Consider the following 14,020-nt stretch of genomic DNA (forward strand, 5'->3'; position numbering starts at 1 on the left):
TGCTAACAAGCTTCTGTCCAATAGTGAGTTTTAATTCAAGGGCTCTTAAGGCCTGCTAACAGGGAAATAAATCGTCCTCTTTCGCCCTTTAAGCTTTCGAAATATAGTTGGTCTAACTCTTCCACCTGCGCTATTGCGTTTATTGCTAGAGCTTCCCCAGGTTTCGTGAGTCTCAGAGAAAAGCTTCGTGAGTCTCTAACACCTTTATCTTTGGTGATAAGATCATTCGCAACCAGCGCTTTCATCGACTTTGATAATGTCATCTTATCCAAGCCTGTAATATTGACTACTTCTGTTTGCGTGGTTTCGTTTTTGTTCTTGTTACACCATAGTATCGAAGCGAGTATAACGAACTGAGTATGGTTGATGTTTAACGGCTTAAGGAGTTTCATTACCTCTGAATGCCATTTATTATAAGCCCCCCAGAGCTGTAGTCCTACGCTGTCCGATGGAAGTTCATGCTTAAACATTGTTCTCTGCCCTTTTTTTTAATCCTTCAAGAGTAGACGGTAGTCCATCATAAATTTTCTTTCCTACGACTTTCCCAAACAAAAAACTGGTTAACCCCGAAAACTTAACCCTATGAGTTACCTCCGTTATTTCTCCTTTAGCCTGTAACTGGTGCTCAAATGATAGAAGGCAGAATGGCAGTTTGCTCATGACAGTAAAGCTCTTATTTGGTGTAGCATCCGTAATGACTATCTTTGATTTAGGCCCATTAGTCGGCTTTATAACGCCTTTCACACCAACCTCGAATACCCCCAGTAGACGAGAGTAGACCACTTCTTTATCCCATTGATTCCAGTTTTCTACATCGACATATAGCGAATATATGTCTTGAGGTGATGCTTCAATACAAATACGTTCTTCAAAAATCACTTTTCCCATCCTAGCTGATTGCAATTTAGTAAACTAGTTTACAATAATTCATCATAGGTACATTTGCAACATCACTTCCAGCCACGAAAACGTTTGTCTCGATTAAGTTCTAAACTATAACGATTAATTACACTTCAGCCCTTGTTTACACTTTTATTGCCTCCATATTTTCCATACAATCCTAAGCGATTATAAATTAAAACAAATTCAATTTCGGAGTCCTCATGAGCGACGTAAAGCACTGTAATTTATTGATTCTTGGTTCTGGCCCTGCTGGCTATACAGCTGCAGTTTACGCTGCTCGTGCAAACCTAAACCCAGTTCTGGTTACTGGTATGCAGCAAGGTGGTCAGCTTACAACCACAACAGAAGTGGAAAACTGGCCGGGTGATGCTGAAGGTTTAACAGGCCCAGCACTGATGGATCGCATGAAAGAGCACGCAGAGCGCTTTGAAACAGAGATCCTGTTCGACCACATTAACGAAGTAGACCTATCAAACCGCCCTTTCCGTCTTAAAGGCGATTCTGGCGAGTACACTTGTGATGCGTTGATCATCTCAACAGGTGCATCAGCTAAGTACCTAGGTTTAGAGTCTGAAGAAGCATTCAAAGGCCGCGGCGTGTCTGCTTGTGCAACGTGTGACGGTTTCTTCTACCGCAACCAGAAAGTAGCGGTTGTTGGTGGTGGTAACACAGCAGTTGAAGAAGCTCTTTACCTATCTAACATCGCGTCTGAAGTTCACCTGATTCACCGTCGTGACACGTTCCGCGCTGAAAAGATTCTTGTTAAGCGTTTAATGGACAAAGTAGAGAACGGCAACATTGTTCTTCACACTGACCGCACGCTAGACGAAGTTCTTGGCGACGATATGGGCGTAACAGGCGTTCGCATTAAAGATACTCAATCTGACAAGACAGAAGATATCGACGTAATGGGTGCGTTCATCGCTATCGGTCACCAACCGAACACTGAAATCTTCAAAGGCCAAGTAGATATGAAAGATGACTACATCATCGTTCAATCTGGTCTTGAAGGTAACGCAACACAAACCAGCATCCCTGGCGTATTCGCTGCAGGTGACGTTATGGACCACAACTACCGCCAAGCGATCACTTCTGCTGGTACAGGTTGTATGGCTGCTCTGGATGCTGAACGCTTCCTAGATGGCCTTAACGATAAGTAAATCTGAGATTGCAGATTTGATTATCGATGCTCTCGCCTTAGTAGATGCAGGGCGTCATCACATTTTGTTGTAAATCCCTAAAGCCCAGTGGTATATCCACTGGGCTTTCTTTTGTATACTAGCCGCCCTCAACGAATAATAATTATCATTAAGCCTTCATAATGGATAAGAAAAAACAACGCAGCTTGAATAAGTGGCTTAAGCAACAAAGTAAGTTAGCAAAACGCTGGCTTATGATTGCGATTAGCCTTGGCGTACTTTCAAGTGTGTTTTTAATTGCTCAAGCAGCGCTTCTCGCCTCTATTCTTCACCAGTTGATCATCGAGAATGTCGATAAATCTGAACTGGTTGGTCATTTTGCTGGCTTGGCACTCTCGGTCGTTGGCCGTGCGGGCTGTACATGGGGTCGTGAAATCGCAGGTTATCGCTGTGGTGAACAGATCCGTGTCTACATTAGGCAGCTCATTCTAGACAAGCTACGCGAACTGGGCCCTGCTTACATCAAAGGTAAGCCAGCCGGTACGTGGGCAACGCTGTTGCTAGAACAAGTTGAAGACATGCAAGACTTCTTCTCACGTTACTTGCCACAGATGTCTTTGTCAGTACTGATTCCATTCATTATTTTGGTTGTGGTATTCCCAGTAAACTGGGTAGCCGGCCTTATCTTCTTGCTGACTGCGCCACTGGTACCGATGTTCATGGCATTGGTGGGTATGAAAGCCGCAGACGCAAACCGTAAAAACTTCAAAGCGCTTCAGCGTCTTTCAGGTCACTTTTACGATCGTTTGCAGTCCATGACAACCATTCGTCTTTTCGACCGCACTAGCTCTGAAACAGAAGTGTTGAAAGGTGCATCTGAGGTGTTCAGAACGCGCACAATGGATGTATTGAAGATCGCTTTCTTGTCGTCTGCAGTGCTTGAGTTCTTCACGTCTATCTCGATTGCGATGACGGCGGTTTACTTTGGTTTTACTTACATCGGCGAGCTTAACTTTGGTCACTACGGTGTTGGCATTACGCTATTCGCAGGTCTGTTTATCCTTATCTTGGCGCCAGAGTTTTACCAACCTCTGCGTGACTTAGGTACTTTCTACCACGCTAAACAACAAGCGGTAGGCGCAGCCGAGAGTATTGTTGAGTTCCTAGAAACCGACATCACTAAGGTTAAATCAGGTGACACTCAACTGGACCCAGCTCAAGGAATCAATATTGAAGCTCAAGATTTGAAAGTATTGAGCCCTGAAGGTGTTCAACTGGTAGGCCCAATCTCGTTCGCACTGAATACTCGCCAGTCAACGGCATTAGTTGGCCCAAGTGGTGCGGGTAAGACAAGTTTGATTAATGCCATTCTTGGTTTCATGCCTTATGAAGGAAGCTTGAAAATCAATGGTATTGAACTGCGTGATTTAGACTTGGCATCTTGGCGTAAGACCATTAGCTGGGTTGGTCAAAACCCACTGTTGCTGCACGGCAGCATTCGTGACAACGTCACCCTAGGTAAGCAAGATATCACAGACCAAACGGTTCAAAACGCACTAGACCAATCTTTCGCTAGTGAGTTCGTTAATGAGCACGGCTTGGACTACATGATTTCTGATCGTTCTGGCGGCCTATCTGTTGGTCAATCTCAACGTTTGGCACTGGCTCGCGCAATGATTCAAGACGGCCAATTCTGGTTGCTTGATGAACCTACTGCTAGCCTAGATACTCGTAGTGAGCAGCTAGTGATGAAAGGCATCAACAGCAACATTGAAAGTCGCACTGCCCTGCTTGTGACGCACCAACTGGCTCCTCTTCAATCGGTCGATAACATTATGGTTATGCGCGATGGTGGTCTTGTGGAACAGGGTCATTACTCTCAGCTTTCGACTGCGGGTGGTTTATTCGAAGAGATGCTAAACGCGAATTTAGCTCAACAAGACAATAAGGGTAATTTAGATGCGTGATTTACTGCCTTACCTGAAACTCTATAAAAAGCATTGGTTTGGCCTATCGCTAGGCATGCTATTGGCTTTTGCTACTCTGTCAGCTTCTATTGGCTTGTTAACGCTATCGGGTTGGTTCATTTCCGCTTCTGCGGTTGCAGGCCTGACGATTGCGCGTGAAACCTTCAACTACATGCTACCGGGTGGTGGTGTACGTGGTTTGGCTATGAGCCGTACTGCGGGTCGTTGGGGTGAACGTGTTGTAAGCCATAATGCGACATTCAAACTACTGACTGATCTACGTATCTTCTTCTTCAAGAAGCTGGCTCCGCTGATCCCAGGTCGTATTTCAAACCTACGTGACGCTGACCTACTGAACCGCTTGGTTGCTGATGTCGACGCCATGGACCACGTTTACTTGCGCTTAGTAAGCCCTGTGACGGTTGGTGTGTTTGGTATCTTCTTCCTGACTCTGTTCTTGATGTGGTTTGATACTTCACTAGGTCTGATCTTAGGTTCTATCCTGCTTATCATGCTGTTGATTTGGCCTGTCTTGTTTTACAAGCTGGGTAAATGTAACGGTGGTGAGCTGACGCAAAACAAAGCGGAGCTGCGTGTTACCACTCTTGATTGGATTGAAGGCTACAGCGAACTGACTCTATTTGGTGCGGAAGAGCGTTACCGTAATGCGATTCTAGAAACCCAACAGAAGCTGATGGCGAACCAGTTTGTGAACGCTAACCTAACCGGCATGGCTTCAGCAGCGCTTATGCTGTTCAACGGTTTGACGTTGGTTCTGATGCTTTGGCTAGCGGCTGACGGCGTGGGTGGTAATGCTCCAGATCCGTTCATCGCGTTAATGGCGTTTGCAACCATGGCAAGTTTTGAACTATTGATGCCAATCGCGGGCGCGTTCCAGCATTTAGGTCAGACTTTGTCTTCTGCACGTCGCTTGAATGAAGTGATTCTTTCAGAACCTGAAGTTCAGTTCGCGGAAGAGAAACTAGACATTAACAAGCCGCTTGATATTACGTTCTCAAACGTGACGTTCAACTATCCTGACTCTGAGCGCAGTGTTCTGAACGCTGTCGATCTAACGATCCCGGCAACGAACAAAGTAGCGATTGTAGGTCAAACGGGTTCGGGTAAATCGACACTGATTCAACTTCTAACTCGCTACTGGGATCCTAAGAAAGGCTATATCTCTATCGCGGGCATTGAACTAACACAATGGAACGAGTCACAACTACGTGAATCGATCAGTGTGGTAAGCCAGCGTGTCGACATCTTGAATGGCAGCCTACGCGACAACCTGTTGATTGCGAAACCAGATGCTAACGATGAACACCTAGCTAACATCCTTAAAGACGTTGGCCTAGAAAAGCTACTTGAGAATGATGGTCTTAATAGCTGGTTAGGTGACGGTGGTCGTCAACTGTCTGGTGGTGAGAAGCGCCGTGTTGGTATTGCACGTGCCATTCTTCATGATGCCCCTATCCTGCTGCTTGATGAGCCAACCGAAGGCCTAGATAAGCAAACTGAGCAGAGCATCATGGCACTGTTTGAGAAGCATTTTGAAGGTAAGACAGTTATTTTCATTACACACCGTTTGATTGGTCTGGAAGCGATGGATTCTATCGTTCTGATTGAACAAGGTGAGATTGTAGAACATGGCTCTCACGAGACACTGTTGAACGAACAAGGACGCTATTTCCAACTTCGTCAGGCAATCTAGTCGCTTCATCATTGACAAAAACATTCAAAGCCCGAGTTCATACTCGGGCTTTTTTATTGCCTATCGATTTTTCTGTATCTCAAGTAGGTCACCTTCTCATTCTACTCACCGTCACACTCTTGCCTTAAGTGACCACAAAGCAGCCTCAAAGTAATATTCAAATTATGAGCTTAAGCAAAACAGTACCAACGAGTCGTTTTTTAAACCATAAAGCTAAAAACACACCAAAACCACACGTTAGCAAACCGTGTACTTTCGGTTATTACTTAAACAATCCAATAGATAAAAATATCAGCACAAACCCAAGCATTGTTGCTAATCAGGAGTTAAACGTTGAAACGCATTTATCTAGCAGGACCAGAAGTATTTCTAACTGACGCTGTCTCTATCGGTGATCAAAAGAAGAAGATTTGTGAAGCTTATGGCTTCGAAGGTATTTTCCCACTCGACAATATTCTAGAGTTGAATGAACCTAGCCCTCAGCAAAATGGCTTAAAGATTGGCCGCGCTAATGAAGAGCTTATTGAGAGCTGTGATATCGTCATCGCCAACATGACACCTTTCAGAGGCGCGAGCTGCGATGTGGGTACAGCCTATGAGATGGGCTTTGGTAAAGCGCTAGGTAAAACGGTACTTGCCTACAGCAACAATTCTGATCTTTTCTTAAAACGAAACCTAGACCAACTGCCAAATGCTAAGCAAATCGATGAGTAAACCTATGTGGATGGCATCGGCATGACGCTAGAAAACTTTGGCTTAATTGATAACCTAATGCTAGATAACGCAGTATCAGGCCCGATAGAATTAGAGAATGTTGGCGTGTTTTATGATCAAACAGACGTGTATCGTAACCTACGTGTGTTCATCCGTTGTCTAGAACAGCTAAAGAACAACGCTAAGGCTGCGTAAATCGCTATCTAAACTGAATGACATTGATTCTCCCAGCATCCTCACAATGCTGGGAGAATTTTTTGTAAATATAGAGAGGAAAACTATGAGTGAGATTTGCATGATGTCTCTTACAAGAGACGAAGTAGCGGAACGTAAAGACTATGATGCGATCAAAGCGTCATTTGATGATTTATGGTCTTCGATTAACTCAAACGAAAACGCCAACGTTAGTATTTGTACCAGTGAAGGGACTTGTCTTTTTGTGGATAGAGAACAGCAGCTTTACAACATTAAGCTTGGTGTTGATCAGAAGGAAGGGTATGTATCGTGCAGAGTGAACCAAGTTGAAATTGAAGAGGTTGAGAGGTTTCTCCATGCCTATTGCACCTACAGCAAAAGCGAATTGATTCAGTTAATCCAAGAAAGCAATTCAGAAACAAAATCAAAAAGAAACTCAGAAAACGAACTGTAATCCTCTATTAGAATAATGTTAGCCCTCCCCCAGCGTTCAATCCGAAGTAATTCAAATACAACTCACTCATATCAATATCACTATCACTATCACTATCACTAGCCAAAAAGCTAACCTCCCACACGAGAGGTTAGTGAACCGAAGAGTAGTAGTTCAGATAAGGGAAATCGACAAATTGATTATTTGGAGCGCGGGTTCAGTCACTTGGTGAGTTAAGCGCTTTTACTCGTTATTCTGGTTTTCTTATTGAGATAAGTGTTTAGCCTGAATTTTTCATCTGGCGTGGCAACACCTTGGTCTTGCATGTTTACAGGATAAGATTTAGGGAAATCTATGTGGTAACCCTGATAATAATCAGCCCCATACTGGGCAGCAGAACGTAAGTTATCCACGTTCTCAATCCCCTCAAAAATCACCTTAATACCTTGTATCGTCGTAATGGTGTTCAGTTCTTCCAAAAGGTTGTCGTCTTGAGAACCACTCATAGCAAACTCAATCAACATATCACGGCTCACTTTGAGGTAGTCAGGCTTCACGACTGCCATGCGGCTATAACCCGCCCAACCAGAGCCAAAGTCATCCAGTGCGAACGAAATACCTATGTTTCTGAGGTACTCAGTACCTCGATGTAAACTCTCTATGTCAGCTAAAGGGCAATAGTCCTCGACAATTTCGACGACGATTTGACTCAAGTCTACCCGCTCCTCCTTGATTAACGGGAGATATAAGCTGTTTAAGTCTTTCCCGTATGAAAAGTACTTAAAAAAGCATGGGGTAACATTGAGAAACAGCTTTAGATCACGACCGTAGATGCTCGAGTTCCGAAAGTTTCTCAAGTGCATAATGTTCAAGAAAAACTTAAATCTAAACTCAGACTTCTCACCGAAGTCCTCAAGAATTTTATAGAAGCGTTTAACGTTTACCTTTGCACCTTGCATCTCTACTCGGCATATCGCCTCATAGCCAAACACATTTTGGTCAGCGTCATTAATCGACTGAAAGACACTGTGCACTTTAAATCCAAGAACCGACATCTCGTATCGACGGTGTTCAGAGTTCCACTCAAGCATCAGTTAGCCTCACTTGGACTGTGCTGGATTGCGTAGCGGGCTAACGGAGTTCATTAATATCGCTTCAGCTTCTTCCAGTTCCATTTTTTGGGCAAAGGCTAGCTCTTCTGATATCAAATCCTTGATGTGGTCTACTAAGACTTGTCGATCGTCTTCTGAGATCTTCTTGCTCTGAAGGTGACATAAGCGAACCAATAAGCTGATGACATCTAAGCCTTTGGATTCAACACAAGCTACCTGTTTATATTCTTCAATGCTGCCTAAAACACGTGTAACACTTTCTTTTGATACAACTTTCATCTTCACTCCCAAAAACAAACAACGTTATTAATAATCCCTATATCTGTTGATGTTCTATCCGTGAATTATGCGTCTATCGTACTTGCGCCCAACCTAAACCACATCATTCAAAACTCACTAAAAACACACCAAATATACATTCCACACATTTTTCAAACGAACTTGATTTTTGATAGCCAAAGCGATGAAAAAAAATAGAATCGACGACAAGTTGGTCTAGGCGTAATAACAATAAAAATAATTAATTTGAGAGAAGTAGAATGATTAATGATAATTCACTTGTAATTAATGATGAGTTACATATAAACCTGAGCGATCGTTCGATAATGAATATCGAAAATAAAACCTTAATCAAACTAAGGCCAAAACCATTCCGTGTTTTACTCTATTTGCATAACCATAATGGTCGATGTGTGAGTAAAGATGAGCTTTTTAGTGAATGTTGGAACGGTGCCATTGTCTCTGATCAATCTCTAACCAATACGATCAGTACGTTAAGAAAGTCGCTCAAAACGATTGGTATTAAAAATACAAAGCTCACCACGGTGAATAAAGCTGGCTATTTGCTTGAGAAAATATCCAATGAAGAGTCATCAGAAGCCCATCTACCTACTGAAAGCCATTCACCAACTGAAACCAGTCTAACTTCCGAAACCCAGGAGGACGACACAGTAGCCGCTGCTGCCATAGATGGAGCAACAAGCGAAGTCTCAGTACCTGTCGAAGTAATCGACAACCAAGAGCCGTCGAATAAACCTCGCGAAACTCTGGTTTATCTTAAAAAGCTATTCATGTTAATGCTGGCTATTTCCTCCTTGTCACTCATTAGAGGTTGCTATAACACAAATAATATCAACAAAAATATGACCCAGCGTTTGGTGTCCACAGAAAACATCTCATATAACCTTGTTGATCATACGGGGATGTTAGACCTTGATAGTATGGAGGGAATAATCCGAGTAAGCTCATATAAGGACTGTAGAGCTAGGCATATTGATATAACAGTAACTAAAAATGGCGAAGGTGTTTTTGAGACCGATTTTTCGATAGTTTATAAGAATAAAGCCCATAACTACTTGCATTCATACAAAATAAAAAATGACAGCTCTGAAGTTAGAATATTACAAATATCCAAGATACTCAGCTTATGTAAGCTCTCATTTTAAATAGGGTCTTATTCTCTTAGTCGTTGATATTTTATAATAAAATCGAACGGTGTGATTTTCATTATCTGTTGGTTTGAACAAACCGCATCTTATTTCGCTAGAGTTCGCTGCGCTTGAAACTGAGCTTAACTAATATAATTCAAGAGACTCAACATGAAAAAAACGCTAATCACGCTAGCGGCACTGATTTTAACCACAACGGCTGGTGCTGCGGACTACTTAACAACCAGTGAAACGGCTCCAACAGGGAAAGACAATACGCTGACTTTATACTACGAGACAACGTTCAACCTTGTTGGTAATAGCTTGGCTGTTGGTGATTACCTGCCTTCAGTGACATTGATGACAAACAAAAATCAGCCGTACGATACCACAGCAAAAACAGACAAAGTGCGTATCTTTAGTTTACTGGCTTCGATTGACACACCAGTATGTAACCAACAAGCTCAGGATCTTTCTAACTTTGTAAAAGCAAACCCTGAACTGACAGATAACATTGAATTTATCGGCCTAAGTGCAGACACGACTTTCGCACTGGATCGATTCAAGAATGAGAAAGGTATTACAGACAACCTAACTTTGCTTTCAGATGCCAAAGACCACGTTTTTGGTTTTGAATCAGGCACACAAATCAACGAGCTTGGTTTATTGGCTCGTAGCACATTCGTTGTCGATAAAGACAACAAAATCGTTCATATTCAGCGAGTTCCAGAGCTGACTATGATTCCAGATTTGGACAAAGCTGTTGAAGTAGCGAAAAAATACTTCTAAGCAAAGTAAACCAGTGGGCAACTTAGGCTTGCCCACTTTGATTACCCTTCTTACTTCCCGCAAATTAATAGCTCGAATACATAACTTAAAGATTATTTGTAAGCTCTATCAATACATAACTTACAAAGGCTTACTAAGAGAAAATACCATTTCTTGTAACATGCGAGCTTTATTGCTTGCAGATAATTTGGTTCTCTATGATAAATAAACTTATTATTCCTACTCTTGTTGTTACAACAATGCTTACTGCCTGTGGCGGCGGAAGCGGTGGCGGTAACAATAACAGTGCTTCAAAAAATGTCATTGACGCATCTAGCGCCAACTCAGTGGTTAGCTTGGGCAACAATTTCTCGCTGCAATTCAGCGTAAAGTCGATTAAAAATGGCGCAGACAAAAACGTGAACGTTGATATTACCCAGTACGGTAATAACCTAAAATCGAGCGGCGGTTTTGCTCAAGTTCATGGTATCCCAGAGCGCAACTATAAGACTCAAAATGACGCAGACATTACGTTTACAGTAACCGCAACAAACTCGTCTGGTAAAACATATGACGTTGAAAACTTTAATATTTACTACGAGAACTTCAACTCAACCACAACACCAGAAAAACTTGCTGTTGCGAAAGTCGAAAACAACATCAAGAACATCATTCTTTGGAAAAAAGCCGACACCGTAACCATCAACAAGCAATTCATCATCGATAGCACTGGCGACAAGTTTAATATCGACCAGATGAGACCGATGAACCTTTACGTTCGCGTGGGTAACACCCTAAGTAACGCTATCCAATTTGTTCCAAGCTTTGCTCAAAGTGCTTCAGAGACGTTCGCTCGTGTACCAACGAGTGATTGTTCTGTTATTTCAGACACAACAGGCAACTTGCTTAACAATGGCATCAAGCAACGCAGTTGCGTAGAAGCTCATGGTTACAAGATCCCATTACTGATCGAAGACAAAACACAGAATGACGGCACGGCCAAAGTTGCGCACGTTAAGAAGATCATGCACTACTACCTTGATAACTTCCCAGCTGAAGTGACCAAGGCGATCTACGACAGCAAAGCTGCGATGGCGTTCTTTTACGATGATGATTGGGCTAACAGAGGTGCGGGCGATTACTTAGATGAAAACTACCGCTTCCAAGATCTATTCGCGACTGAAACGACAGATACTACAGCAGGCGAAAACAAGCCGGACTTAGCAAATCAACGAGACGCTGCGTTTGAAGAGATCATTCACTTTGTACACGACTACGGTGTGATGAATTTAGCGGTGCAGTCACCTTCATCAAAGTGGGGTGTGATGCAAAAAGAACTCGATGAGCTAAATGAAAAAGCGATTCTTGCGGGCTCTTACTTTCCAAATGGAAAAGACTCGACGATTGTTGAAGCTGACCTAGACGCTGAGTCATACGATCAAGAATACCTAGCGTACTCTCTGTACGCTTACTACGACGTAAACTACAAAGGCTACAGCGCTCAAGAGCTAAGTTCCGCGACATTCACAGAGCTTCAAAAGAACGACCCTGCGATGGTGAAGTTTATGGAGAAATACTTCCCTACTCGCGCCAATCTAAAAGCGAAGTTCCCAGGTTACCCGAACAACTAGCACTCAGTGCCTAAGCCTCCAACTAAGAGGCACAAAAAAACCGAATGTGATGACCACATTCGGCTTTAAATTTACGCTTTAGTGCTTACAGCTTGAAGCGACTGATTTCGCTCTCTAGCTCGTGAGACAGTTCAGACAGCTGAGCTGCTTGCTCTGCCGCTTGGTGTGCTTCGTCTGCTAGCTCGTTAGACACGTCACGGATTCCCTCAGTGTTACGAGTAATCTCAGACGTTACAGAAGCTTGTTCTTCTGCCGCAGAAGCAATCTGTGTCGCCATGTCGCTGATACGTTCAACAGCAGCATGAATTTGCGTTAGGCTTGCAGCCGCTGAGTTTGCGTCATCAACACTGGTTTCAGCCAGAGTACGGCTGTCATTCATGATGCTAACCGCTTTGCCTGTTGTACCTTGTAGCAATTCGATAGTCTGTTGAATCTCTTGTGTTGAACCGTGTGTACGTTGGCTCAGAACACGAACTTCATCAGCAACAACCGCAAAGCCACGACCTTGCTCACCTGCACGAGCTGCTTCAATCGCTGCGTTAAGTGCAAGTAGGTTTGTCTGTTCAGCGATGCCTTGAATGTTAGACAAGATAGCGTTGATGCTATTACCGTGTTCTTCAAGCTCTAGGATTACGTTCGTCGCAATCTGAACTTCTTGAGCAAGGTTTTGGATTGAACTTTGAGTCTGTGTTACTTGACCAGTACCGTGCTCACACGCACCAACCGCTTCAGATGAGTTCTGTGCCGTGTGGTCTGCGTTACCCGCGATCTCTTGTGTTGCCGCTGCCATTTCGTTAACAGCCGTTGCAACCATGTTGATTTCGTCTTGTTGCATCTGGATGCGAGCGCTACGCTCTTCCGCTTGTGATGCAGTTTGGCGCGCTTGGTTACCCAATGCAGCAGACACTTCACTTAGCTTGATCACCATTGTGTGCATGTTGCCCACAAAACGGTTGAAGTTTTGTGCAAGCTGACCAATTTCGTCGTCGCTCTTTGGCTCAAGACGCTGAGTAAGGTCACCTTCACCTGAAGCGATCTCTTCAAGTGCCGCAGAAACTCGGTTTAGGTCGCGGAATAGGAAACTCACCAACCAAGAAGCCAGTACGATCACGATAAGCGTGATCACTACAGCAGTCATAATAAGCTGAGTAAGTAGTGTTGAGTGGTTTGCTTCTTCAGTCGCTCGGTCCATCTGAACCGCGAAGATCCAGTTAGTGTTTGGTACTTTCGTGAAGTAAAGCAGCTTCTCAGCGCCACGTTCTTTAATGATCTCGATGCTACCAGTACGCACTGCGTTCTCGATAATAGGCATAGAGATGTCATTAGAAAGCTGGCTTACTGGCTTCAGGCTTAGTGCTGAATCTGGGTGCGCTAGGAATGTGCCGTCAGACGCATCGATTAGCATTGCGTGAGCATTGTCACCCACATCTAGGCTGATAACGTCATTAACCAATTGATCGATAAGTACGTCAGCACCTACCACACCAACAAGTTGACCATTGTGACGAACTGGTTCTGCGATGGTTACTAGTAGTGCTTTAGTGATTGCATCTTGGTAAGCCGTAGTAATGATCTGCTTACCTGCTGCATTTGCTTCTTGGTACCAAGGGCGTTGACGTGGATCGTAATCTGCACGATTACGTTCAGGGTGTGAACGGTACATGCCACCTTCTGGTGTACCTAAAAAGATATCGTCAAAACCACCCGCTACGCGAGCTTGCTTTAGGAAAGGAACAACATCGCTTTCTCGTGAAAAGTCATTAAATGCTGATGCGATATCCGTGCGAATACCAATCCAGTTTTTAATACCTTCAGATGCTGCTTCTGATACGCTTTCAGCTCGTAGGTATACGCCATTACGAGTCTGTTCAAATAGTTGGTTTGCTGATAGCCAGGTCAACGCTGTTGCCATAACTATAACAGCAGATAGGCTAGCACCTATTAACTTCTGTTTTAGTGTTAGTTTCATGTCAAAGTTTCACGAGTGGTGGGAAATCCCGCGCATACTACCCAATAT

14 protein-coding genes are annotated in these 14,020 nt (G+C 43.6%); 9 read left to right on the forward strand and 5 right to left on the reverse strand.

Annotated features, from left to right (window positions below; all coding sequences use genetic code 11):
- Positions 1 to 35 precede the first annotated feature (35 nt).
- Positions 36 to 470 (reverse strand): MarR family winged helix-turn-helix transcriptional regulator, encoded by a 435-nt coding sequence (locus tag OCV52_RS09345; protein ID WP_137407495.1) that lies wholly within the window; start codon positions 468 to 470, stop codon positions 36 to 38.
- On the reverse strand, positions 463 to 888 hold the full coding sequence (locus tag OCV52_RS09350) for an SRPBCC family protein (protein WP_233090575.1): 426 nt from the start codon (positions 886 to 888) through the stop codon (positions 463 to 465). Before OCV52_RS09350 ends, OCV52_RS09345 begins: the two co-directional genes overlap by 8 nt.
- Before the next feature lie 215 nt (positions 889 to 1,103).
- Between OCV52_RS09350 and trxB the strand changes: the two genes are divergently transcribed.
- The 6 genes from trxB to OCV52_RS09380 all read left to right on the forward strand — a co-directional run bounded on the left by trxB (position 1,104) and on the right by OCV52_RS09380 (position 7,086).
- Positions 1,104 to 2,063: a thioredoxin-disulfide reductase gene (gene trxB, locus OCV52_RS09355; protein WP_008223323.1), complete on the forward strand. Its 960-nt coding sequence runs from the start codon at positions 1,104 to 1,106 to the stop codon at positions 2,061 to 2,063.
- A 161-nt stretch (positions 2,064 to 2,224) separates the two neighbouring features.
- A complete protein-coding gene (cydD, locus tag OCV52_RS09360; protein WP_137407493.1) occupies positions 2,225 to 4,009 on the forward strand; it encodes a heme ABC transporter permease/ATP-binding protein CydD in 1,785 nt (594 codons plus the stop codon).
- The gene (gene cydC / locus OCV52_RS09365) at positions 4,002 to 5,723 is read left to right on the forward strand and encodes a heme ABC transporter ATP-binding protein/permease CydC (RefSeq protein WP_137407492.1); all 1,722 of its coding nucleotides are present in this window, start codon (positions 4,002 to 4,004) and stop codon (positions 5,721 to 5,723) included. The genes cydD and cydC overlap by 8 nt, the downstream gene beginning before the upstream one ends.
- 333 nt (positions 5,724 to 6,056) lie before the next feature.
- Positions 6,057 to 6,437 carry a nucleoside 2-deoxyribosyltransferase gene (locus OCV52_RS09370; protein WP_240700676.1) on the forward strand — a complete coding sequence of 127 codons (381 nt, stop codon included), beginning with the start codon at positions 6,057 to 6,059 and terminating at the stop codon, positions 6,435 to 6,437.
- 21 nt (positions 6,438 to 6,458) lie between these two features.
- Positions 6,459 to 6,632 (forward strand): hypothetical protein, encoded by a 174-nt coding sequence (locus tag OCV52_RS09375; RefSeq protein WP_240700675.1) that lies wholly within the window; start codon positions 6,459 to 6,461, stop codon positions 6,630 to 6,632.
- Positions 6,633 to 6,717: 85 nt separating this feature from the next.
- Positions 6,718 to 7,086 (forward strand): hypothetical protein, encoded by a 369-nt coding sequence (locus tag OCV52_RS09380; RefSeq protein WP_102426289.1) that lies wholly within the window; start codon positions 6,718 to 6,720, stop codon positions 7,084 to 7,086.
- Positions 7,087 to 7,298: 212 nt separating this feature from the next.
- Here OCV52_RS09380 and OCV52_RS09385 read toward each other — a convergent pair whose 3' ends face one another.
- Together OCV52_RS09385 and OCV52_RS09390 are read right to left on the reverse strand one after the other, a co-directional pair.
- Positions 7,299 to 8,156 (reverse strand): EAL domain-containing protein, encoded by an 858-nt coding sequence (locus OCV52_RS09385; protein WP_137407491.1) that lies wholly within the window; start codon positions 8,154 to 8,156, stop codon positions 7,299 to 7,301.
- A 9-nt stretch (positions 8,157 to 8,165) separates the two neighbouring features.
- Positions 8,166 to 8,456, reverse strand: coding sequence for a hypothetical protein (locus tag OCV52_RS09390; RefSeq protein WP_102425849.1), 291 nt, complete (start codon positions 8,454 to 8,456; stop codon positions 8,166 to 8,168).
- Positions 8,457 to 8,716: 260 nt separating this feature from the next.
- On the opposite strand from OCV52_RS09390, the gene OCV52_RS09395 reads away from it, so the two are divergent.
- The 3 genes from OCV52_RS09395 (at position 8,717) to OCV52_RS09405 (ending at position 12,003) form a co-directional block, all read left to right on the forward strand.
- Complete coding sequence (locus OCV52_RS09395; protein ID WP_137407490.1) at positions 8,717 to 9,622, forward strand: transcriptional regulator; 906 nt, start codon at positions 8,717 to 8,719, stop codon at positions 9,620 to 9,622.
- A 153-nt stretch (positions 9,623 to 9,775) separates the two neighbouring features.
- A complete protein-coding gene (locus OCV52_RS09400; protein ID WP_102426552.1) occupies positions 9,776 to 10,393 on the forward strand; it encodes a redoxin family protein in 618 nt (205 codons plus the stop codon).
- A 197-nt stretch (positions 10,394 to 10,590) separates the two neighbouring features.
- Complete coding sequence (locus tag OCV52_RS09405) at positions 10,591 to 12,003, forward strand: hypothetical protein (RefSeq protein ID WP_137407489.1); 1,413 nt, start codon at positions 10,591 to 10,593, stop codon at positions 12,001 to 12,003.
- An 85-nt stretch (positions 12,004 to 12,088) separates the two neighbouring features.
- Here OCV52_RS09405 and OCV52_RS09410 read toward each other — a convergent pair whose 3' ends face one another.
- The gene (locus OCV52_RS09410; protein ID WP_137407488.1) at positions 12,089 to 13,972 is read right to left on the reverse strand and encodes a methyl-accepting chemotaxis protein; all 1,884 of its coding nucleotides are present in this window, start codon (positions 13,970 to 13,972) and stop codon (positions 12,089 to 12,091) included.
- Between the last annotated feature and the right edge of the window lie 48 nt (positions 13,973 to 14,020).

This window comes from Vibrio chagasii, from assembly GCF_024347355.1.
GTDB classification, from domain to species: Bacteria; Pseudomonadota; Gammaproteobacteria; order Enterobacterales; family Vibrionaceae; genus Vibrio; species Vibrio chagasii.

Excerpts from the sequence above, each read along its gene's own strand:
- OCV52_RS09345 (WP_137407495.1), bottom strand. The coding sequence starts at position 470 with ATGTTTAAGCATGAACTTCCATCGGACAGCGTAGGACTACAGCTCTGG.
- OCV52_RS09350 (WP_233090575.1), bottom strand. The coding sequence starts at position 888 with ATGGGAAAAGTGATTTTTGAAGAACGTATTTGTATTGAAGCATCACCT.
- trxB (WP_008223323.1), top strand. The coding sequence starts at position 1,104 with ATGAGCGACGTAAAGCACTGTAATTTATTGATTCTTGGTTCTGGCCCT.
- cydD (WP_137407493.1), top strand. The coding sequence starts at position 2,225 with ATGGATAAGAAAAAACAACGCAGCTTGAATAAGTGGCTTAAGCAACAA.
- cydC (WP_137407492.1), top strand. The coding sequence starts at position 4,002 with ATGCGTGATTTACTGCCTTACCTGAAACTCTATAAAAAGCATTGGTTT.
- OCV52_RS09375 (WP_240700675.1), top strand. The coding sequence starts at position 6,459 with ATGACGCTAGAAAACTTTGGCTTAATTGATAACCTAATGCTAGATAAC.
- OCV52_RS09380 (WP_102426289.1), top strand. The coding sequence starts at position 6,718 with ATGAGTGAGATTTGCATGATGTCTCTTACAAGAGACGAAGTAGCGGAA.
- OCV52_RS09385 (WP_137407491.1), bottom strand. The coding sequence starts at position 8,156 with ATGCTTGAGTGGAACTCTGAACACCGTCGATACGAGATGTCGGTTCTT.
- OCV52_RS09390 (WP_102425849.1), bottom strand. The coding sequence starts at position 8,456 with ATGAAAGTTGTATCAAAAGAAAGTGTTACACGTGTTTTAGGCAGCATT.
- OCV52_RS09395 (WP_137407490.1), top strand. The coding sequence starts at position 8,717 with ATGATTAATGATAATTCACTTGTAATTAATGATGAGTTACATATAAAC.
- OCV52_RS09400 (WP_102426552.1), top strand. The coding sequence starts at position 9,776 with ATGAAAAAAACGCTAATCACGCTAGCGGCACTGATTTTAACCACAACG.
- OCV52_RS09405 (WP_137407489.1), top strand. The coding sequence starts at position 10,591 with ATGATAAATAAACTTATTATTCCTACTCTTGTTGTTACAACAATGCTT.
- OCV52_RS09410 (WP_137407488.1), bottom strand. The coding sequence starts at position 13,972 with ATGAAACTAACACTAAAACAGAAGTTAATAGGTGCTAGCCTATCTGCT.